The 19,669-nt window shown below is 67.9% G+C and carries 19 protein-coding genes; 4 read left to right on the plus strand and 15 right to left on the minus strand.

Annotation, left to right across the window (positions count from 1 at the left end):
• Positions 1 to 43 precede the first annotated feature (43 nt).
• The 3 genes from fusA to arsC all read right to left on the minus strand — a co-directional run bounded on the left by fusA (position 44) and on the right by arsC (position 4,320).
• Positions 44 to 2,152, minus strand: a complete 2,109-nt coding sequence (gene fusA / locus QPK29_RS03295; protein WP_056131457.1) for an elongation factor G — start codon at positions 2,150 to 2,152, stop codon at positions 44 to 46.
• Between the two features lie 240 nt (positions 2,153 to 2,392).
• Positions 2,393 to 3,871, minus strand: coding sequence for a glycoside hydrolase family 30 protein (locus tag QPK29_RS03300; protein WP_371769658.1), 1,479 nt, complete (start codon positions 3,869 to 3,871; stop codon positions 2,393 to 2,395).
• Between the two features lie 101 nt (positions 3,872 to 3,972).
• Positions 3,973 to 4,320, minus strand: coding sequence for an arsenate reductase (glutaredoxin) (gene arsC, locus QPK29_RS03305; RefSeq protein WP_056131450.1), 348 nt, complete (start codon positions 4,318 to 4,320; stop codon positions 3,973 to 3,975).
• 160 nt (positions 4,321 to 4,480) lie between these two features.
• On the opposite strand from arsC, the gene QPK29_RS03310 reads away from it, so the two are divergent.
• Positions 4,481 to 5,113 carry a 1-acyl-sn-glycerol-3-phosphate acyltransferase gene (locus QPK29_RS03310; RefSeq protein ID WP_371769657.1) on the plus strand — a complete coding sequence of 211 codons (633 nt, stop codon included), beginning with the start codon at positions 4,481 to 4,483 and terminating at the stop codon, positions 5,111 to 5,113.
• On the opposite strand, the gene QPK29_RS03315 is transcribed toward QPK29_RS03310, so the two are convergent.
• The 11 genes from QPK29_RS03315 to QPK29_RS03365 form a co-directional block, all read right to left on the minus strand.
• Positions 5,087 to 5,701: a HupE/UreJ family protein gene (locus QPK29_RS03315; protein ID WP_371769656.1), complete on the minus strand. Its 615-nt coding sequence runs from the start codon at positions 5,699 to 5,701 to the stop codon at positions 5,087 to 5,089. The genes QPK29_RS03310 and QPK29_RS03315 overlap by 27 nt on opposite strands.
• Positions 5,702 to 5,712: 11 nt before the next feature.
• A complete protein-coding gene (gene ureG, locus QPK29_RS03320) occupies positions 5,713 to 6,324 on the minus strand; it encodes an urease accessory protein UreG (protein WP_056131442.1) in 612 nt (203 codons plus the stop codon).
• A gap of 13 nt (positions 6,325 to 6,337) precedes the next feature.
• Positions 6,338 to 7,003: an urease accessory protein UreF gene (locus QPK29_RS03325; RefSeq protein WP_371769655.1), complete on the minus strand. Its 666-nt coding sequence runs from the start codon at positions 7,001 to 7,003 to the stop codon at positions 6,338 to 6,340.
• On the minus strand, positions 7,000 to 7,500 hold the full coding sequence (gene ureE, locus QPK29_RS03330; protein WP_371769654.1) for an urease accessory protein UreE: 501 nt from the start codon (positions 7,498 to 7,500) through the stop codon (positions 7,000 to 7,002). Before ureE ends, QPK29_RS03325 begins: the two co-directional genes overlap by 4 nt.
• A 15-nt stretch (positions 7,501 to 7,515) precedes the next feature.
• On the minus strand, positions 7,516 to 9,216 hold the full coding sequence (ureC, locus tag QPK29_RS03335) for an urease subunit alpha (RefSeq protein ID WP_371769653.1): 1,701 nt from the start codon (positions 9,214 to 9,216) through the stop codon (positions 7,516 to 7,518).
• On the minus strand, positions 9,216 to 9,533 hold the full coding sequence (locus tag QPK29_RS03340; protein WP_371763483.1) for an urease subunit beta: 318 nt from the start codon (positions 9,531 to 9,533) through the stop codon (positions 9,216 to 9,218). The genes ureC and QPK29_RS03340 overlap by 1 nt, the downstream gene beginning before the upstream one ends.
• Positions 9,534 to 9,540: 7 nt before the next feature.
• Positions 9,541 to 9,843 (minus strand): urease subunit gamma, encoded by a 303-nt coding sequence (locus QPK29_RS03345; RefSeq protein ID WP_371763482.1) that lies wholly within the window; start codon positions 9,841 to 9,843, stop codon positions 9,541 to 9,543.
• Between the two features lie 9 nt (positions 9,844 to 9,852).
• Positions 9,853 to 10,677, minus strand: a complete 825-nt coding sequence (locus tag QPK29_RS03350; RefSeq protein WP_056131424.1) for an urease accessory protein UreD — start codon at positions 10,675 to 10,677, stop codon at positions 9,853 to 9,855.
• 257 nt (positions 10,678 to 10,934) lie between these two features.
• Positions 10,935 to 11,096: a hypothetical protein gene (locus QPK29_RS03355; RefSeq protein WP_156133696.1), complete on the minus strand. Its 162-nt coding sequence runs from the start codon at positions 11,094 to 11,096 to the stop codon at positions 10,935 to 10,937.
• A 91-nt stretch (positions 11,097 to 11,187) separates the two neighbouring features.
• Positions 11,188 to 12,849 (minus strand): SulP family inorganic anion transporter, encoded by a 1,662-nt coding sequence (locus QPK29_RS03360; RefSeq protein WP_371769836.1) that lies wholly within the window; start codon positions 12,847 to 12,849, stop codon positions 11,188 to 11,190.
• A 5-nt stretch (positions 12,850 to 12,854) separates the two neighbouring features.
• Positions 12,855 to 14,291: a diguanylate cyclase gene (locus QPK29_RS03365; protein ID WP_371769652.1), complete on the minus strand. Its 1,437-nt coding sequence runs from the start codon at positions 14,289 to 14,291 to the stop codon at positions 12,855 to 12,857.
• Positions 14,292 to 14,438: 147 nt separating this feature from the next.
• Here QPK29_RS03365 and QPK29_RS03370 point away from each other — a divergent pair, with 147 nt between their 5' ends.
• From QPK29_RS03370 to QPK29_RS03380, 3 genes are read left to right on the plus strand one after another with little or no spacing between them, the layout of a single operon-like run.
• Positions 14,439 to 15,410, plus strand: coding sequence for an SDR family oxidoreductase (locus QPK29_RS03370; protein ID WP_056131418.1), 972 nt, complete (start codon positions 14,439 to 14,441; stop codon positions 15,408 to 15,410).
• A gap of 21 nt (positions 15,411 to 15,431) precedes the next feature.
• Complete coding sequence (gene ku / locus QPK29_RS03375) at positions 15,432 to 16,526, plus strand: non-homologous end joining protein Ku (protein WP_371769651.1); 1,095 nt, start codon at positions 15,432 to 15,434, stop codon at positions 16,524 to 16,526.
• A complete protein-coding gene (locus tag QPK29_RS03380) occupies positions 16,527 to 16,811 on the plus strand; it encodes a hypothetical protein (protein WP_371769650.1) in 285 nt (94 codons plus the stop codon).
• 193 nt (positions 16,812 to 17,004) lie between these two features.
• Here the strand turns inward: QPK29_RS03380 and ligD are convergent, their stop codons facing one another.
• Positions 17,005 to 19,608, minus strand: coding sequence for a DNA ligase D (gene ligD / locus QPK29_RS03385; RefSeq protein ID WP_371769649.1), 2,604 nt, complete (start codon positions 19,606 to 19,608; stop codon positions 17,005 to 17,007).
• Between the last annotated feature and the right edge of the window lie 61 nt (positions 19,609 to 19,669).

The following is a 19,669-nucleotide window of genomic DNA, read 5'->3' on the forward strand; positions in this document are numbered from 1 at the left end:
ATTACGTCAACGTCGTCCCCGCCTGCGCGGGAACGACGGTTTTTCATTTGGCCGCCCTGGCCGTCGCGATCTGGTCGAGGATATGCTTCGGCACCGCAGCGTAATGCTTGAACTCCATCGTGTACGTGGCCCGCCCCTGCGTCAGCGAACGCAGGGTCGTCGAGTAGCCGAACATCTCCGCCAGCGGCACGACCGCGTTGATCAGCTTCCCGCCGCCGCCCGGGATCTCGTCCATGCCCTGCACGACGCCGCGCCGCGTGGACAAATCGCCCATCACGTTGCCCGTGAACTCCTCGGGCGTCTCGACCTCGACCTGCATCATCGGCTCGAGCAGTTCCGGCGACGCCTTGCGCATGGCGTCCTTGAACGCCATCGACGCGGCCACGCGGAACGCGTTCTCGTTCGAGTCCACGTCGTGGTAGGAACCGAAGGTCAGGGTCGCACGCACGTCCACGACAGGGTAGCCGGCCAGCACGCCGTTCGGCAGCGTCTCCTGGATGCCCTTGTCGACCGCGGGGATGAACTCGCGCGGCACGACGCCGCCCTTGATGGCGTCGACGAACTCGTAGCCCTTGCCCGGTTCCAGCGGTTCCAGCTTCAGCACGACGTGGCCGTACTGGCCCTTGCCGCCCGACTGCTTGACGAACTTGCCCTCGACGTTCTCGACGGCCTTCTGGATCGTCTCGCGGTACGCCACCTGCGGCTTGCCGACCGTCGCCTCGACGCCGAACTCGCGCTTCATGCGGTCGACGAGGATTTCCAGGTGCAGCTCGCCCATGCCCGACATGATCGTCTGGCCCGATTCCTCGTCCGTGCGCACGCGGAACGACGGGTCTTCCTGCGCGAGACGCGACAGCGCTATGCCCATCTTTTCCTGGTCGGCCTTCGTCTTCGGTTCTACCGCCTGCGAGATCACGGGTTCCGGGAACGTCATTTTTTCCAGCACGATGACCTTGTCCGGGTCGGACAGCGTGTCGCCCGTCGTGACACCCTTCAGGCCGACGGCCGCCGCGATGTCGCCCGCGAAGACCTCCTTGATCTCCTTGCGCTCGTTGGCGTGCATCTGCAGGATGCGGCCCAGGCGCTCCTTCTGGCCCTTGGTCGGGTTGTACACGGTGTCGCCCGAATTCACGACGCCCGAGTACACGCGGAAGAACGTCAGCTGGCCCACGAACGGGTCGGTCATGATCTTGAAGGCGAGCGCGGAGAACGGCTCGTCATCGGACGGATGACGTTCCAAAGGCTTGTCGTCCTCGTCGTGGCCGGCGATCGCGGGCACGTCCACCGGCGACGGCAGGTATTCGATGACGGCGTCCAGCATCGCCTGCACGCCCTTGTTCTTGAAGGCGGAGCCGGCCAGCATCGGCACGATCTCGCCCGCGATCGTGCGCGCGCGCAGCGCGGCCTTGATCTCGTCTTCCGTCAGCGCCTCGCCGTTCAGGTATTTCTCCGTCAGCTCGGGCGTCGCCTCGGCGGCCGCTTCGATCATCGTCTCGCGCCATTTTTCCGCGACGGGCACGAGGTCGGCCGGGATGTCTTCATACGCGAAGCGCACGCCCTGGCTCGCGTCGTCCCAGCGGATGGCCTGCATCTTGACGAGGTCGATCACGCCCTCGAAATGCTCTTCGGCGCCGAGCGGGATCTGGATCGGCACGGCGTTGCCCTTCAGGCGGTCCCGGATCTGCTGCTGGACGCGGAAGAAGTCGGCGCCCACGCGGTCCATCTTGTTGACGAACGCGATGCGCGGCACCTTGTACTTGTTGGCCTGGCGCCAGACGGTCTCGGACTGCGGCTGCACGCCGCCGACGGAATCGTAGACCATGACGGCGCCGTCGAGCACGCGCATCGAGCGCTCGACCTCGATCGTGAAGTCGACGTGGCCCGGCGTGTCGATGATGTTGATGCGGTGCTCGGCGAAGTTGCCGCCCATGCCCTTCCAGAAGGCCGTCGTCGCGGCCGAGGTGATCGTGATGCCGCGTTCCTGTTCCTGTTCCATCCAGTCCATCGTCGCCGCGCCGTTGTGCACCTCGCCGATCTTGTGATTCACGCCGGTGTAGAACAGAATGCGCTCCGTGGTGGTGGTCTTGCCGGCATCGATATGGGCGCTGATGCCGATGTTGCGGTAACGCTCGATGGGGGTCTTACGGCTCATCACAATCTCCTGTGGATACGGAACGCCAATGTAAGTGCATATACCCCCACTTTCAAGGCCGGGCTGCGTGAACCGGTCTTAAGACAGAGGGCGTAGCTGCACAATGTAACTGAAGTGCGGCGTTCGTGCAGGAGATGCAGCCTGAACGTCGCCCCCGCGGAGGCGGGGGCCCAATTTGCATGCGCAGCGGGTACGCCGAACTTGGGTTCCCGCCTTCGCGGGAACGACGCTGTTCGATATTCAACCGACGATGGTCTGCAGCGCCCGCGCCGGAATCTCGACCGCCACCTCCTGCCGGTCGACGAACAGCCGGTACCGCTGCGGCTGGTCGCTGCGGTTCATGACGACGACGGCCAGGCGCCCGTCCGCGTTGCGGAACGCCGTCGCATCGAGCGTGCTGCGGCTCGTCGTGGCGCCCACGCGGCGCGCCTTCGGACGGATGTAGCGGCTGAAGTGGCCGATGGCCGTGTAGATCGGGGTGAACACGAGCTGGCCTTCGGCGCTCGCGTGCAGCGGCGCGAAGCAGAAGTTGTTCTTGTGATTCGGGCCGCCGCGGCTGTCGAGCAGCATGTTCCAGTCGACCCAGCCGCTGGAGCCTGCGTTCAGGTCCGCGATCATCTCGCGGCCGTAGCGTTCGCCGTTGGCCCAGTCCTGCAGGCGCGCGGGATCGAATTTCTCGATGCAGCCTTCCGTCATCAGGAGGTTCACGTCCGGCCAGGCCGCGTGCACGGCGGCGACGTTGCGGTGCATCGGCTCCCCGCCGGCCCACGTCTCGTACCAGTGGTAGCCGACGCCCCAGATGTACGGCCGCGCCTTCGCATCCGCCAGGATCGTCGCGGCGCGCTGCGGCAGCAGGTCGCGGTTGTGGTCCCACACGATGACCTTCTTGCGGCCCAGTCCCGCCGCCGTCAAGGCGGGGCCCAGGTGGTCGCCGAGGAAGCGGGTTTCCTCGGCGGCGCTGAAGATCATCGACTCCCACTTCTGCTTCGCCATCGGTTCGTTCTGCACCGACAGGCCCCACAGCGGGATGCCGGCCTGCTCGTACGCCTGGACGAATTTCACGACGTAGCGCGCCCACGTGTCGCGGTACTCGGGCAGCAGGCTGCCGCCGGCGAGCATGCTCTGGTTCGACTTCATCCATGCCGGCGCGCTCCACGGGCTGGCGAATACGCGCATGTCCGTGCCGTGGGCGCGCGCAGCCGCCAGCGCGGCGCGCAGCAGCGGCACGCGCAGCTTCAGGTCCGGCGCGATGCTGAACGATGCGAGCGACCGGTCGCCGTCGCGCACGTACGTGTAGCTGCCGCTGCCGAAGTCGGAACTGTGGATCGTCGTGCGCAGGATGTTGTAGCCCAGGCCCGCGCGCGGGTCGAAGTACGCCGCCAGGAACGCCTGCTGCTGCGCCGGCGTCAGGGTCGCGTGGACCTCGGCGACGGCGTCCGTGACGGCGCCGCCGAAGCCGAACACTTCCTGGTAGCGCTTCGACGTGTCGACGAAGACGGCGATGTCCGTCTCCGGCGGCTGGCCTGCCGGCTGGAAGGCGCCGAGCGGACGGGCGGCGAAGCGGTCGGCGCCGGGTGCGGACGTCACGACCTGCCAGCCGGTGGCGCCGGCCGCCGGGGCGGTTGCGGGCGCAGCCGCGGTGCGGCCGGCCACGGCCACCTGGCCGCCCATCAGTGTCGCGGCGCCCAGCAGCCGCATTGCATCTCGTCTCGTCGTCATCGTGTCTCCTGTCGTGTGTTGGCGGCTGCGCGATTGGAAACGTTACCAATCGAAGTCGGACGACTATACCACTCGTCGTTTCATGATGTCAAAAGACTGTTTTACAGAATCTCTTGCACCAGCTCGGACGGCCGGCACAGCCGCACACCCTTGGTCGTGACGACGAACGGACGATTGATGAGGATCGGATGCGCGACCATCGCGTCGAGCAGCGCGTCGTCGGTCGTGGCCGGATCGTCCAGGCCGAGTTCCTTGAACAGCGCTTCCTTGCTGCGCACGGCGTCGCGCACTTGCAAACCCGCCCGGGCGATCAGGTCCTTCAGCTCGTCCCGCGTCGGCGGTTGCGCCAGATAATCGACGACGCGCGGCTCGACGCCGGTCGCCCGAATCGCCTCGAGGGTCGTGCGCGACGTGCCGCAGCGGGTATTGTGAAAAATCGTGATGTCCATCTTGAAAATCCTTGATTGAGAGGCAAGGATGATACCGACGCGGCCGCAACGCTTCCAGTTTTTTTGCTTGTCCGCCTTCTGGCAGCGCTATAAAATGCCCGGTTTGCTTGCCGAGGCGCAATCACCATTGCTTGCAGACGGCCCGCCGTACGGAGAGAACATGGACGACTACCTGGTGCGCCCCGAGGGGCTGCCGACCTTGCGCCAGCGCGCCGCGCTGCGCCTGCTGAACGCGTTCGGCTGGCGCTTCAATTTCAAACCCCTGCCGGGTCCGCACGGCATCGTCGTCGTGTATCCGCACACGTCGAACTGGGATTTCTCCATCGGCCTGCTGGCCAAGTGGGCCGTCGGCATCCAGTTCCGCTGGCTCGCCAAGGATTCGCTGTTCCGCGGCCCGATGGGCGCCCTGATGCGCTACTGGGGCGGCGTGGCGATCGACCGCAGCTCGCCGCAGGGCGCGATCCGGCGCCTCGCGCAGACGATGCACGCGGCCGACTGGTTCTGGCTCGCCATCACGCCGGAAGGCACGCGCAGCTACCGGCCGCACTGGAAGAGCGGCTTCTATCGCATCGCGCTGGCCGCCGACGTGCCGGTGCTGCTCGTCTCGCTCGACTACGGCAAGAAGGTCATCGACGTCACGCGCACGCTGACGATGACGGGCGATGAAACGGTCGACATGGCCGCCATCGCGCAGGCGTACGACGGCGTGCGCGCGCTGTATCCGGAGAAGGCGGCGCCGATCCGCCTGGCCGAACCAGGGCCGCGTTCAGACGACGCCCGCAAGCAGGTATAAGCCGGCCGCGCCGATCGCGGCGCCGGCCATGCGGTGCACGCGTTCCCCCGGCAGCGCGCCGGCCAGCATCACCAGGGCGCTCGCGACCAGGAAGCCGGCGCCGCTCGCCATCCCCGCCAGTTCCCGCCCATGCGCCAGCCCGTGCAGGAAGGCGCACCCACCCACCACGACGACCGCCACCTGCGGCGGCAGGCGCCGCTGCAGGCCGGGCGCGCACGCGACCAGCATCCCCAGCACCAGCACGGTCGCGGCGATCGACGCCTCCAGCGCGGGCAGCACGAGGCCCGCGTGGGCACAGGCCGCGCCGAGCGCCATCATCACGAGGAACGCGGGCGGCAGCACGGCCCCATGGCGCTGCTGCCGGCTCCACAGGCCGACAGCCAGCAGCGCGAACAGGTGATCCAGCCCCGTCAGCGGATGCAGCAGGCCGGCCGTGAAGCCGCCGTCGGGATGCCCCGGATGCGCGGCCGCGGGCAGCGCCACGGCGAGGGTGGCGAGCGCGGCGACCGCACCGCCCAGGCGCGTGCGCGGACGCGGGGACGGGCCTTCATGACGCACGCGGGACTTCGGGTTGTCGTTCCATTTCATGGCTTTCCCTTTCACTGGTCAAGTAATCCCTGCTCGCGGATGAAGCAAACGACGGTGTCCACGCCCTCGCCCGTGCGCAGATTCGTGAACACGAACGGCCGCGCGCCCCGCTGGCGCTGCGCGTCGCGCGCCATCACGTCCAGGTCGGCGCCCACGTGCGGCGCGAGGTCCGTCTTGTTGATGATGAGAAGATCGGAGCGCGTGATGCCGGGTCCGCCCTTGCGCGGAATCTTTTCGCCGCCCGCCACGTCGATGACGTACAGGGTGAGGTCCGACAGCTCGGGGCTGAACGTGGCCGCGAGGTTGTCGCCGCCGGATTCCACCAGCACGAGTTCCAGTGCCGGAAAGTCCGCCTGCAGCCGCGCGATGGCCTCCAGGTTGATCGACGCATCCTCGCGGATCGCCGTGTGCGGACACCCGCCGGTCTCCACGCCCATCAGCCGCTCGGGCGGCAGCGCGTTCGCGCGCAGCAGGATTTCCATGTCTTCGCGCGTGTAGATGTCGTTGGTGATCACGGCCATGTCGTAGCGGTCGCGCATGCGCCGGCACAGCATCTCGCACAGCGCCGTCTTGCCGGAACCGACCGGGCCTCCGATGCCCACCCGCAGGGGATTCGATGTCATGGTTTTACCTCTTTCAGGAACGGTACAACCGTCCATGCTGCACCTCGTGCCGCATCGACAGCATGGACAGGCCGGGCGACCAGTTCGACAGGTCCGCATCGGGCAGCGTGCAGGCCGTGGCGGCCGTGCGTTCGAGATCGGGCCGCAGCGACAGCAGCAGCCGCTGCCCCGCCACCTGCCCCAGCGGCACCGACTTCACGCACACGAGCACCTGGTTCTCGGCCCACGCGAACAGCATCGCCAACACTGCCTCTTCATGCGGGATGTCGAGGGCGTCGACGGCGCATGCGTAGGCGGCCGGCAGCGTCACCTCGCCGCCGAGCGGGCCGACGTCGGCCACGCCCAGCTCCGCGATCAGCCGCGTGAGCGAATAGCCCATCTGGACGGTCTCCGCGCGCGACTCGGCCGTGTCGCGCGACGCGAGGAAGCAGGCGCTCCACTCTGCAATGGCCGCGGTATCGCGCGCGGCGAACGCGCTCAACAAACGCCACAGCAGCGGCGCATCCCAGCGCGCCAGCACCTCGTCGAGATAGCGCACGAGCCACGCGTATGCGCTCGCCGCATCGTGCACGCAGCCTGCCTCGATGGCCGTCTCCAGGCCCTGCGAATAGCTGTAGCCGCCGATCGGCAGCGCCGGGCTCGCGAACTGCAGCAGGTGCAGCAGGCTCGCGGCGTTCATGAGTCCGCCGGCCGGTGGATCTTCTGGCGCAGCGGCACGGGCGCCAGCAGGCCGCGGTGATCGTGATGGCCGTGGCCGCCCGCATACGCGCCCGCTTCCGGTTCGAACTTCGCCTGCTCTTCCTCGACGTGCGCGCCCAGGCCGACCACCATGTCCCTCAGCACCGGATCGACGCGGATCCGCAGCCAGCCCGCGCCGACCTGCGTCTGCGTGTGGCGGTTCCCGAGGTGGAAGGCGCAGCGCGCGAGCAGCGTCGGGTTCGCGCAGCGCACGAGATACGTCGGCTCGGGTGCGGCGACGACGCGCACGACGCGTCCATCTTCCCCCGTCAGCAGGTCGCCGTCGCGCAGCACGGCGCCGCGCACGAGGAACAGCGCGACTTCCTCGCCGGATGCGAGCCGCGCGCGCTGGCGGCACCTTTCGCGCTGGTCGTACGGCAGCTCGAGCAGGTCGTGGACGGTGTCCGCGTGGGCGATCTTCGTATGCAGTGACATCATGATGGCTCCCGATGATCAGAACAGGAAATACCGCTGCGCGAGGGGCAGCACCCTGGCCGGCTCGCACACGAGCAGGCGCCCGTCGGCGCGCACCTCGTACGTTTCCGGATCCACTTCCATGTGCGGCGTGGCCCCGTTGTGGACCATGTCGCGCTTGCGCAGTCGCCGCGTGCCGCGCACCGGGATCACGGTCTTCGCCAGCCCGAGCTCGCGCGCGATACCAAGGTCGAACGCGGCCTGAGACACGAACGTGAACGATTTGCGGAGCCCACCGCCGAACGCACCGAACATCGGGCGATAGTGCACCGGCTGCGGCGTCGGGATCGATGCGTTCGGGTCGCCCATCAGGCTCGCCGCGATCATCCCGCCTTTTAGGATCATCGACGGCTTCACGCCGAAGAACGCGGGCCGCCACAGCACGATGTCGGCGATCTTGCCTGGCTCCAGCGAGCCCACCGCATGCGAAAGACCGTGCGCGATGGCCGGGTTGATCGTGTACTTGGCCACGTAGCGTTTTACGCGCGCATTGTCGCTGCGGGACGTATCGCCTTCCAGCGGGCCGCGCTGCACCTTCATCTTGTGCGCCGTCTGCCACGTGCGCGTGATGGTCTCGCCCACGCGGCCCATCGCCTGCGAGTCGGACGACATCATCGAGATGGCGCCCAGGTCGTGCAGGATGTCTTCGGCGGCGATGGTCTCGCGGCGGATCCGCGATTCCGCGAACGCCACGTCTTCCGCGATGGCGGGGTCGAGGTGGTGGCAGACCATCAGCATGTCGAGGTGCTCGTCCAGCGTGTTCACCGTGTACGGGCGCGTGGGGTTCGTCGACGACGGCAGCACGTTGTCCTGGCCGACGGCCGCGATGATGTCCGGCGCGTGCCCGCCGCCCGCGCCTTCCGTGTGGAACGTGTGGATCGTGCGGCCCTTGAACGCGGCCAGCGTGGACTCCAGGAAGCCGGCCTCGTTCAGCGTGTCGGAATGCAGCGCGACCTGGATGTCCACGCGCTCGGCGACCGAAAGACAATTGTCGATCGCGGCCGGCGTGCTGCCCCAGTCCTCGTGCAGCTTCAGGCCGACGGCGCCGGCCTCGATCTGCTCTTCGAGTGGCCGCGGCTGGCTCACGTTGCCCTTGCCGAAGAAGCCGAGGTTCATCGGGAACGCGTCGGCCGCCATCAGCATCGAGTGGATGTGCCACGCGCCCGGCGTGCACGTCGTCGCCGCGGTGCCGACGGCGGGACCGGTACCGCCGCCGAGCATCGTCGTGATGCCGGACATCAGCGCCTCGTCGATCTGCTGCGGACAGATGAAATGGATGTGCGTGTCGATGCCGCCCGCCGTCACGATCATGCCTTCGCCCGCGATGATCTCCGTCGCGCCGCCGATGGCCAGCGTCACGCCCGGCTGGATGTCCGGGTTGCCGGCCTTGCCGATGGCGGCGATCAGGCCGTCCTTGATGCCGATGTCGGCCTTGACGATGCCCCAGTGGTCGACGATGACGGCGTTCGTGATCACCGTGTCCATCACGTCCGCGCGCACACGCTGCGACTGGCCCATGCCGTCGCGGATCACCTTGCCGCCGCCGAATTTCACTTCCTCGCCGTAGACCGCGTAGTCCTTTTCGATCTCGATGACGAGCGCCGTGTCGGCGAGGCGGATACGGTCGCCCGTCGTCGGTCCGTACATATCGGCATACGCCTGGCGGGAGAGCGCGGCCATCAGACGCCTCCATCGAGCGGGCCGCCCGTCAGGCCCTGGAAGCCATGCACGATGCGCGCGCCGCTCAACGCCACCAGTTCGACGGTGCGCCGCTGCCCCGGCTCGAAGCGCACGGCGGTGCCGGCCGCGATGTTCAGGCGCATGCCGCGCGCCTGCTCGCGTTCGAACTGCAGCGCATCGTTCGCTTCGAAAAAATGGTAATGAGAGCCGACCTGCACGGGACGGTCGCCCGCGTTCGCGACGACGAGCGTCACCGTGCGGCGGCCCGCGTTGAGTGGGATGTCGCCATCCTCGAGGAAGTATTCGCCGGGGATCATGGGGCGCTCACGGGATCGGGTTGTGGACGGTGACGAGCTTGCTGCCGTCCGGGAACGTGGCTTCGACCTGGATGTCCGGAATCATCTCCGGCACGCCGTCCATCACGTCGGCGCGCGTCAGGATCAGGGTGCCCTCGCTCATCAGCTCGGCCACGCTGCGGCCGTCGCGGGCGCCTTCCATGATCGCGGCCGTGATCAGCGCGACGGCTTCCGGGTAGTTCAGCTTCAGGCCGCGCGCGCGGCGGCGTTCGGCCAGCAGCGCCGCCGTGAAGATCAGCAGCTTGTCTTTTTCGCGTGGGGTCAAGTCCATGGCGATCCTTTACGTATTCCAGATGCGCGGCGGCGTGGCCGGCCGGTCCAGCAGGTACGGCCGCAGCACCGTCCAGGCCCCCGTCAGCGCGGCACGGGCCCGTTCGCCGTCGTCGCCGAGGAAGCGCGCCACGAACACCTGCTTCACCTGGCTGACGGCGAGACCCGGATCGACGGCGCGCACCGCGTCCTGCAGGGCCGCGGGCACGGGCTTGCCGACGGCGACGAGCGTCGCGCACACGCTGTGTCCATCCATGCCCAGCGGACTCGCGAGCAGCGCGGGCGTGGCGCCGCCCTGCTCCCACCACACGGGCCGCCCGCCGACGCGGATGCGCGTGCGCTGCCCCACGCGGCCGCGCGTAAAACGTTCGCCGGATGCACGCCGGCCGAAGCACAGCACCTCGCTGCCGATGTAGACGGCGCCCGGGGCCAGGTCGACGTCGTGCGCGAGCATCACGTCGGCGTGGTCGTACACGATGGTTTCCTGCGGCAGCCATTCGATCGCGGCGCCGGGACCGGCGGCCAGGTGCACGTCCTGGCGCGATGTGCGGCCGTTGGCGCGATACCACTTCGCGGCGCCGGGCGACGTGGCCAGCACGTGGCAGCCCGCCGGCACGTCGAGCGCGATGTCGAGCCGGTCGCCGCCGACGATGCCGCCGGGCGGATGCACGACGATCACGTGGCAGGCGCCAGGACCTTCCGGGTATAGCGCCTTTTGCACGCGCAGCGGCCCGCGGTGCTCGCGCCGGACGAGCCGCGTGCAGCCGCCGTCACGGGCGAAGCCGAGGCGCAGGGATGCGTGCCAGGTGGTGCAAGTTGGGTCGTCAAAGGGCATACGCGATGAGTTAGCACGATGCGTGCCACTCGCGGGACAGGGACACCGGTGGACGCGGCGCACCGGCACGGCACCTACGGCACCGGAACGGTGCAGGCGCACGCCCAGATCAGGTGATCAATATGATTTCGGCAATATCAAAGGTGAAGCCGGCAGACGGCCGCGCGTGGCGACCAGGGAGGGGGGAAACAGAGGGTGTCCGCGAGCCCGACCGGCGAAGAATGCCGGTCAAGCAGGCGAACCGGGGCTGGAAACGATCAGCGGCGGCGGCGCAGCGGGCGGGCGATACGGACCGGACGCAGGGCGCGTTCGCGGTCGGCGGCGCGCTTGTAGGCGGCCAGTTCGAACGTCAGCGCCAGGGCGATGCCGGCCGGGACAGCGGCGGCGAAGCCAAGGGCGAGCAAGGCGACGGTTGACAACAGAATAACGATAGTACTTGGGCGCGGCATGATATCCACCTTTTCTCTAAAACCGTGGTTCCATCCTGCCACAGCTGGGATTTGCTTGCAATCACGTGTCGTGCCGTGCGAGGGCATTCCAGGCATTTGCTGTACTTAAAAAGAGACGTCCGCTGAGCTCACTCAACAAAGTCGACGCGCGCAGGCGGTCCAGCACCGGCCCCTTGACCTCGGCCAGGTGCAGCCGGACGTCGCGCCGGGCCAGGGCGCGATTCAATTCGAGCAACCCGAACAGCGCCGAACTGTCGATGGCGTTCACGGCCGACAGCACGAGCACGAGATGGCGCGCCGCGCGGTGTGCGGCCAGTTCTTCCTCGATGCGCTCGCTGACCGCTTCGATATTCCCGAAGAACAGCCCCGCGTCCACGCGCAGCAGCAGCACGTTCGGGTCCGTCTCGGCCGAGTACCGGTCGATGTTGCGGAAGTGTTCAGTGTGCGGAATCCGGCCCAGCACCGCGATGTGAGGCCGGCTCTCGCGCCAGATCATCGTCCCCAGCGACAGCAGCAGCCCCAACACGACGCCCGCCTCCACCCCGAGCAGCAGGACGCCGCCGCTCGTGGCCAGCAGCGCGAGCGCGTCGGCGCGGTCGTAGTGCCATGCGGTGCGCAGGGTCGACCAGTCCAGCAGGCCGAGCACGGCGACGATGATCGTCGCGGCCAGCACGGGCAGCGGCAGCAGCGCGAGCCAGCCGGTGGGCAGCACGAGCGCGCCCGCGAGCAGCCCCGCCGTGATCACACCCGCCAGCTGGGTGCGCGCGCCGGCCGCGAAGTTCACGGCCGAGCGCGACAGGCTGCCGGTCACGGGAAAGCCGCCGGACAGCGCGCTGCCGACGTTGGCCAGGCCCAGCCCCACGAGTTCGCGGTTCGTGTGCAGCTTTTCCGCGCGTTTCAGGGCCAGCGTCTGCGCACCCGACATCGCGATCAGGAAGCTCATGAAGCCGATCAGGAGGGACGGTTTCAGCAGTTCCTGCCAATGCGCAGCGGACGTCGCCAGGCGCAAGCCCGGCAGCCCGGACGGCACGGCACCGATCACCTGCACCCCCATGCGGTCGAGGCGCAACGAGGCCACGAGCGCGATGCCACCCAGGACGAGCACCATCGGCGCCAACCGCGCGGCGACGTCGGCCGCCCCGCACGGCATGCCGAGCCGGCGCAGCAGCGGCGCCAGCCAGCGCCGCGCGAACAGCAGCAGCGCGATACTCCCGACGCCCAGCGCGGCGCTGGGACCGTGCACGTGTGGCAGCGCGCCGCCCAGCAAGGTGCGCACCTGCCCCAGCGAGATGACGACGGCGGAGCCCAGCGTGAAGCCGCTCATCACGGGACGCGAGAAGAAGTTGGCGAGGTAGCCCACGCGCAGCAGGCCGCACGCGAGCAGCACGGCCCCGGACACCAGCGCCAGCTGCGCCGCCAGCATGCCGTACAGCGCGCTGCCGGGCGATGCGAGGGGCGCCAGCGCCGACGCCGTCATCAGCGAGATGATCGCCATCGGCCCGACGGATTGCGAGGAACTGGTGCCGAACAGCGCGTACAGCAGCGGCGGCACGATGCTGGCATACAGGCCCGCGACGGGCGGCAGGCCGGCGACGAGCGCGTAGGCCATGCCCTGCGGGATCATCATCATGGCCACGACGATGCCGGCGCCCACGTCGCCCGCGAGATCGTCGCGGCGGTACGCCCGCAGCCAGCCGAGCAGCCGCGGATTCATCGACACCATGCTGCTCACTGCATCGCCAGTTCGACGCAGTTGCGGCCCGCCCGCTTGGCGCGCGCGAGGGCGGCGTCGGTCCGCTGCGTCAGCGAGTCGCCGCTCTCCTGCTCGCCCAGCTGGGCCACGCCGAGGCTCACCGTCACGTGGTCGCAGCCGGGAATCTCCGCCTGCTCGATCGCCACCCGCACCTTTTCCGCCATTTTCAAACCGTCGATGGCGCTCGTGTGCGGCGCGATGATGTGGAATTCCTCGCCGCCCGAGCGCACGAGGATGTCGCTGGCGCGCAGGACGGCGCGCGTCGTGTCGGCCACGGTGCGCAGCGCCATGTCGCCGACGGGATAGCCGTAGGTGTCGTTGACCGCCTTGAAACGGTCGATGTCGAACGACAGCAGCGCGAGCGGCACGCGGTAGCGGCGGGCGCGCTTGATCTCTTTTTCCAGCAATTCCTCGCCGTGGCGGCGGTTCGCGACGCCGGTCAGCGCATCCGTCGTCGAGATGTACGTGAGGCGCGCCGTCAGGTGTTCGTTTTCCTGGCCGATGGCGACGAGGCGCAGGCCGAAGGCGGCCAGGCGCGTCACGTCCTGCAACGTCGCCCACTCGTCCGGCGTGAGCTCGCGCGCGGCGCCGAACAGCAGCGACAGCGCGCCGCGCGGCGTGCCGGGTCCGTCGGCGGGAATGGGCAGGCCCAGCGCCATCGCGACGCCGTGCGCGCGCAGGCCTTCCGCCAATGCCGGCTCGCCCGATTGTTCCGGGACTTCGATCAACGCAGCCGTGCCGCCCGCCGCGGCCAGCAGGCCGGGGAATGCGTGGCGCAGCGGCGCCTGCAGGAGGCGGTCCGTGCGCTGCAGCAGCGCGCCGAGCAGCAATCCTTCCGGTCCCTGCTGGGCTTCCAGTTGCAAATCGTTGCCGTCCTTGAGCAGGAAGACGCCCGCATGCAGCACGCCCGGCCACGCGCGCAGCGCGGCGCACAAGGCTTCGGACAAAGTATGTGCATCTTCCGCCTCGTCCAGCGCGGCCTGCACGCGGGCGCGCAGGTCCAGCAGGGTGCGCAGGCCGGCGGCGTCGCTCGCCGGCGCTTCCGGCTGCGCGCGGCGCGTGCCCACCGCGGCGCGCAGCGCGGCCGCGTCGAGCGGCGTGACGGCATAGTGCACGGGGCCGTGCACCATCAGCGCGGGCAGCCAGGCGGCGCCGGCGAACGGACACAGCAACAGCACGGGCGCGCCGGCGCGGCGGGCGACGAGGTCGCCGAGGGCTTCCGCGTCGATGCTGGGCTCGAATCGGTCGAGGTCGATCACGAGCAGGTCCGGCTGCTCCCGCGCCATCAGGCTCGCGGCGACGTCGGCGCTGTCGGCCAGGTGCAGGCGTGCGAACAGGGAGGCGCAGGCGTCCCCGAATTCGGCGCGCCGTTGCGCCATCGGACTCAGGTATATCGCGGTCTGCTCTAGCATGAATCACCTCTGGAATACTTTGTTACGCTAACAAGTTTGCCACAAAGCACCTGTAACAGCCAGCAAATGCGCGCAATGTGTGGAAGCGCACCGTCAGCGCGTCCTCGGGGCGGGAATACTGGCGGAATCATGCACAAGGAGAGCACCATGGCAACACAGGACGACGCAGCGAACAAGCAGAAAGCCATCCAGAACCGCCAGGACCAGCACGACGCCAGCATGCAGAAGGGTGACCCGGGCTCGGGTGGCGCGGCCCAGACGGGGATCCAGCAGCCCAGCGGCGACTTCCCCGCCCAGCACCTGGCCAAGCCGGGCATCGAAGCCCAGATGGAACTGAAGCCGAAGTTCATGGCCGAGCACTACAAGGGCAGCGGCAAGCTGGCCGGCCAGGTCGCCATCGTGACCGGCGGCGATTCCGGCATCGGCCGCGCCGTCGCGATCCTGTTCGCGCGCGAAGGCGCCGACGTCGCCATTCTGTACCTGAACGAACACGAAGACGCGGCCGAGACGCAGCGCCTGATCGAGGCCGAGGGCACGAAATGCGTGACGGTTGCCGGGGACGTGAAGGACATGGAATTCTGCCAGCAGGCCGTCGACCAGATCGTCGCCAGGTGGGGCCGCCTCGACGTCCTCGTCAACAACGCCGCGTTCCAGGAACACGCCGAGTCGCTGCTCGACCTGACGGAAGACCGCTTCGACGAGACGATGCGCACGAATATCTACGGCTACTTCCACATGGCGAAGGCCTGCCTGCCCTACATGAAGCGCGGTGCCGCGATCATCAACACGGGCTCCGTGACGGGCCTGAAGGGGTCGAAGAAGCTGCTCGACTATTCGACGACCAAGGGCGCCATCCACGCCTTCACGATGTCCCTTGCCGCGAACCTGCTGGACCAGGGCATCCGCGTGAACGCCGTCGCGCCCGGCCCCGTGTGGACGCCGCTGAACCCGGCCGACCAGTCGCCGGAGGACATCACCAAGTTCGGCCAGAGCACGACGTTCGGCCGTCCCGCGCAGCCGGAAGAGCTGTCGCCGGCGTACGTCTACCTGGCGTCCAACGTCTGCTCGGGCTATGTGACGGGCGTCGTGCTGCCGATCACGGGGTCGGTGGGCGAATAATTCTCATCCGGGGAGCTCAAAATGGCACGCAGCATGTGGAAGGGTGCGATCAGCTTCGGGCTGGTGCACATCCCGGTAGAGATGTATCCGGCGGCGAGCGACCAGGGGCTCGACCTGTCAATGCTGGACCGGCGCGACTTCGCGCCGATCGGCTTCAAGCGCTACAACAAGGCCACCGGCAAGGAAGTCTCGTGGGACGACATCGTCAAGGGCTACGAGTACAGTGACGGCGAATACGTCGTGCTGTCCGACGAGGACCTGCGCCGCGCCAACCCGGAAGCGACGCAGACGATCGACATCATCGCGTTCGTGAACGCCGAGCAGGTCCCGCTGATCTACTACGAACAGCCCTACTACCTCGCGCCCGGCAAGGGCGGCGACAAGGTCTATGCGCTGCTGCGCGAGACCCTGCGCGACGTCGGCAAGATCGGCATCGCCAACGTCGTCATCCGCGTCAAGCAGCACCTCGCCGCCCTCGTCTGCGTGGGCGACACCATCGTGCTGAACACCTTGCGCTACCCGGACGAGATCCGTCCCACCGACGAGCTGAAAATCCCGGCGGCGGACGCGAAGGCGGCGCAGGTCACGGAGAAGGAATTGCAGATGGCCAGGGCGCTCGTCGAAGGCATGAGCGAGAAATGGAAGCCGCAGCAGTACCACGACACCTACCGCGAGGACGTGATGGCGCTGATCAAGAAGAAGATCGCCGCCAACCAGACCAAGACGCTCACCGAACCGGAGCCGGAAGAAGAGAAACCCGTCAAGTCGAACGTCATCGACCTCGTCTCGCTGCTGCAGGCCAGCCTGGGCAAGAAGCCGGCCAAGGCCGCTGCGGCGGACGATGACGACGACGACGAGCCGCCGCCGTCGCGCAAGTCGAGGAAACCCCCGAAGGACGACGGGGATACCGACAAGGACACGGGCAATCGGCCGCCGCCACGCGCGCGCAAGGCGCCTTCGCATGCGGCCACGCACGCGAGCGCAAAACGTACGACAGCGGCCAAGTCGGCCGCGACGAAAACGGCGACGAAGACGGCGGCAAAGAAAACCGCCGCCAGGGCCGCGGCGAAACCTGCAGCCAAAGCGGCGCCCGTGCGGCGCAGGAAGGCCGCCTGAGTGGATGTCGATACGCTGCTGGACCTGCTGCAATGGCCCGCGATGGCGGTCACGCTGGTGGCCGCCTTTCTCGTCGGCGCCCGTCACGCCAGGAAGCGCGTGATCGGGTTCTGGACCTTCATTCTCAGTAACGTGCTGTGGATCGTGTGGGGCGTGCACGACGAGGCGTGGGCGCTGATCGCGCTGCAGGCCGGCCTCGCCGCGATGAATGTGCGCGCGATCTTCCGCAACGAGCGAGGCGATCCGGCGGATGAACAAGTCGCCGAAGAGCGGCGTACTACCTGATAGTGGCGCCGGGCCTTTCGCACGTCGTTCCCGCGGAGGCGGGAACCCAAGTTTTACGCATATCGGCGGCGCCTGCAAAATTGGGCCCCCGCCTGCGCGGGGGCGACGAATATTTTTTCGGGGGCGACGAGTATCGTTGCGGGAACGACGGGTATCGTTGCGGGAACGACGGGTATCGTTGCGGGAGCGACGGTTATTTTTTCTCCGCCTTGAACCCCAGCGCCTTCATGGCCTTGGTGAGCGTGACCGCGCTCTTGTCGTAGTCCGCCCACGGCGCATTGCCCTCGTCCAGCCGGGTATGCACGTTCTTGACGGTCCAGTGGCTGCCCGACTTCAGCTTCGGCAGTTCTTCCCAGCGCACCGGCACGGAGATGCCCAGGCCGGGCCGCGCGCGTGCCGACCACGCGGCCACCGTCGTCGCCCCGCGGCCGTTGCGCAGGTAGTCGATGAAGATGCGGCCGACGCGATTCTTCGCGCCGCTCTTGGCGGAGAAGCGGTCCGGGATCGTCTTCGCAAGGTGGGTCACGATCGCGCGCGAGAAATCCTTCACCGTGTCCCAGTCCAGCCTGGGCTTCAGCGGCACGACCACGTGCAAGCCCTTGCCGCCGCTCGTCTTGAGGAACGGGTTCAGGCCCAGCTCCTGCAGGAAGGCGCGCATCAGCTGGGCCGCTTCCCGCACCTTGGAAAAGTCGACGCCCTCGCCCGGGTCGAGGTCGAACACCATGCGGTCCGGCGTGTCGTAGTGTTTCGCCGTCGCGTTCTGGCTGTGGATCTCGACGACATTCCACTGCGCGCTGGACAGCAGGCCTTCGATCGTCGCGATCTCCGTCATGCGCGGATGGTCCGGGTCCAGCGCCTGGTCCATCTGCGCGACGCCGGGCATCTTCGCGGTGTCGACGACGTGCTTCTGGAAGAACAGCTCCTTGCCCACGCCATCGGGCGCGCGCACCAGCGAGACGGGGCGGCCCTTCAGGTGTTCCATCATCAGCTCGCCGACGAGCGCGTAATAGCGCACCATCTCGACCTTCGTGACGCCGCTCGCCGCATCCATCACGCGATCGCCGTGCGTCACCTTGAACGTGGCGGGAAGATTGCCCGGCAGGCCGCTCTCCGGCTCGGCCTTCTTCGTCGTCCGCTTGTTCGTCGCCTGTTTAAGGGCGGGTTTCGCATTTTCCACGGGTGTCTCCTGCATGTGCCTGGGCAGTTCGCGCACGACGCTCTTCGCCGGCTTGTCCTTGCGCAGGCCCTGGAATACGGGGTGGCGGATGGAGTCGGTGGCCGTCCACTCCGAGAAGCTGACTTCCGCGACCAGCTCCGGCTTCACCCAGTGGTTCGTCCGTCCCGGCACGGCGCGCGGCGGGAATGGATTCTCGTCCGTCTCGATCGCTTCCAGCACCTCGCGCATGTGGCGCAGCGAGGCGCCGTTGAACCCGCTGCCGCAGTTGCCCGCGTAACGCAGCACGCCATCCTTGTCGTAGTAACCGAGCAGCAGCGAGCCGATGCCCGTGCGGGCGCCATGCGGATCGGTGTAGCCGCCGATGACGAATTCCTGGCGCTGGCCGCATTTCAGCTTGATCCACTCGGGCGAGCGGCGCGTGACGTAGCGCGAGTCCTTGCGCTTGCCGATCACACCCTCCAGCCCGATCTGGCACGCGGCCACGACGAGCTGCGCGGGGTCCGTGCCGAATTCTGCGGAGAAGCGCACCGTGTCCGACGGCCGCGCCGCCAGCGCCTCCTGCAGCAACGGACGGCGCTCGTCGAGCCGCACGTCGCGCAGGTCGTAGCCCTTGAAGTAGGGGGCGTCGAATAGGAAGTAGACGATCTGCGCGCTATTGGAGCCGTCGAACGCCAGCTGCAGCAGGTTGAAATTCGGCTTGCCGTTCTCGTCGTGGACGACGATCTCGCCGTCGTACCAGCCGTCCGGCAGTTTCATCCGGCGGATCTCCTGCTGCAGCGGTTTCAGCTTGTCGGTCCAGTCGTTTCCGTTGCGGGTGACGAGGCGGACGTCCTTGCCCCGCACGCGCGTGACCATGCGGTAGCCGTCGAACTTGATCTCGTAGATGTAGTTCTCCGGATCGGCGGGCGGACCGTCGACGAGGGTCGCCAGCTCGGGCGCCAGCGTCTCGGGCAGGTCGGCCTTGACGGCGCCGGCGGGCATCGCGCCGCGCTTTGCCTGCGCCGCCTTTTTCGGCGCCGGCTTGTCTGCCTTCAGTTCCTCCACCTTCACCTCGGCGCCATGCTCCGGCATCGGCAGGTCCTTCACGCTGTCGGGGAACTCGTCGACGATGGAAAATTCGGCGGCCGGTTTCGCGTACTCGTCGTTTTCCTTGATGAGCAGCCACGGTTCCTGCTTGTCGTCCTCGTGGCCGCGCAGGCGCACGAGGACCCAGCGGCCGTGCATCTTGTGGCCGTGCATCTCGAACTTGATCTCGCCCTTTTCATAACCCTGGCGCGGGTCGCCCACGGGTTCCCACGTCCCTTTATCCCAGATGATGACCTTGCCCGCGCCGTACTGGTGCGGCGGGATCGTGCCTTCGAAATCGGAATACGAGATGGGGTGGTCTTCCACGTGCACGGCCATGCGGCGGTCGTGGGTGTCGTAGCTGGGGCCTTTCGGTACGGCCCAGCTCTTCATGACGCCGTCCAGTTCCAGACGGAAATCGTAATGCAGGCGCGAGGCCCAGTGCTTCTGGATCACGAAGGTGAGAAGACCTTTGCTGGCCTCCCCACCCTCTGCGGGCTCGGCAGTGATCTTGAAATCGCGCTTGGCCTTGTACAGCTTTAACGGGTCGGGCATGGCATCACCTCTGCAGTGTGTGCCTTAGTGTAGGCAGTAGCTGCAGACGCGACTGTTCGCC

This window comes from Massilia orientalis, assembly GCF_030411975.2.
GTDB classification, from domain to species: Bacteria; Pseudomonadota; Gammaproteobacteria; order Burkholderiales; family Burkholderiaceae_D; genus Telluria; species Telluria orientalis.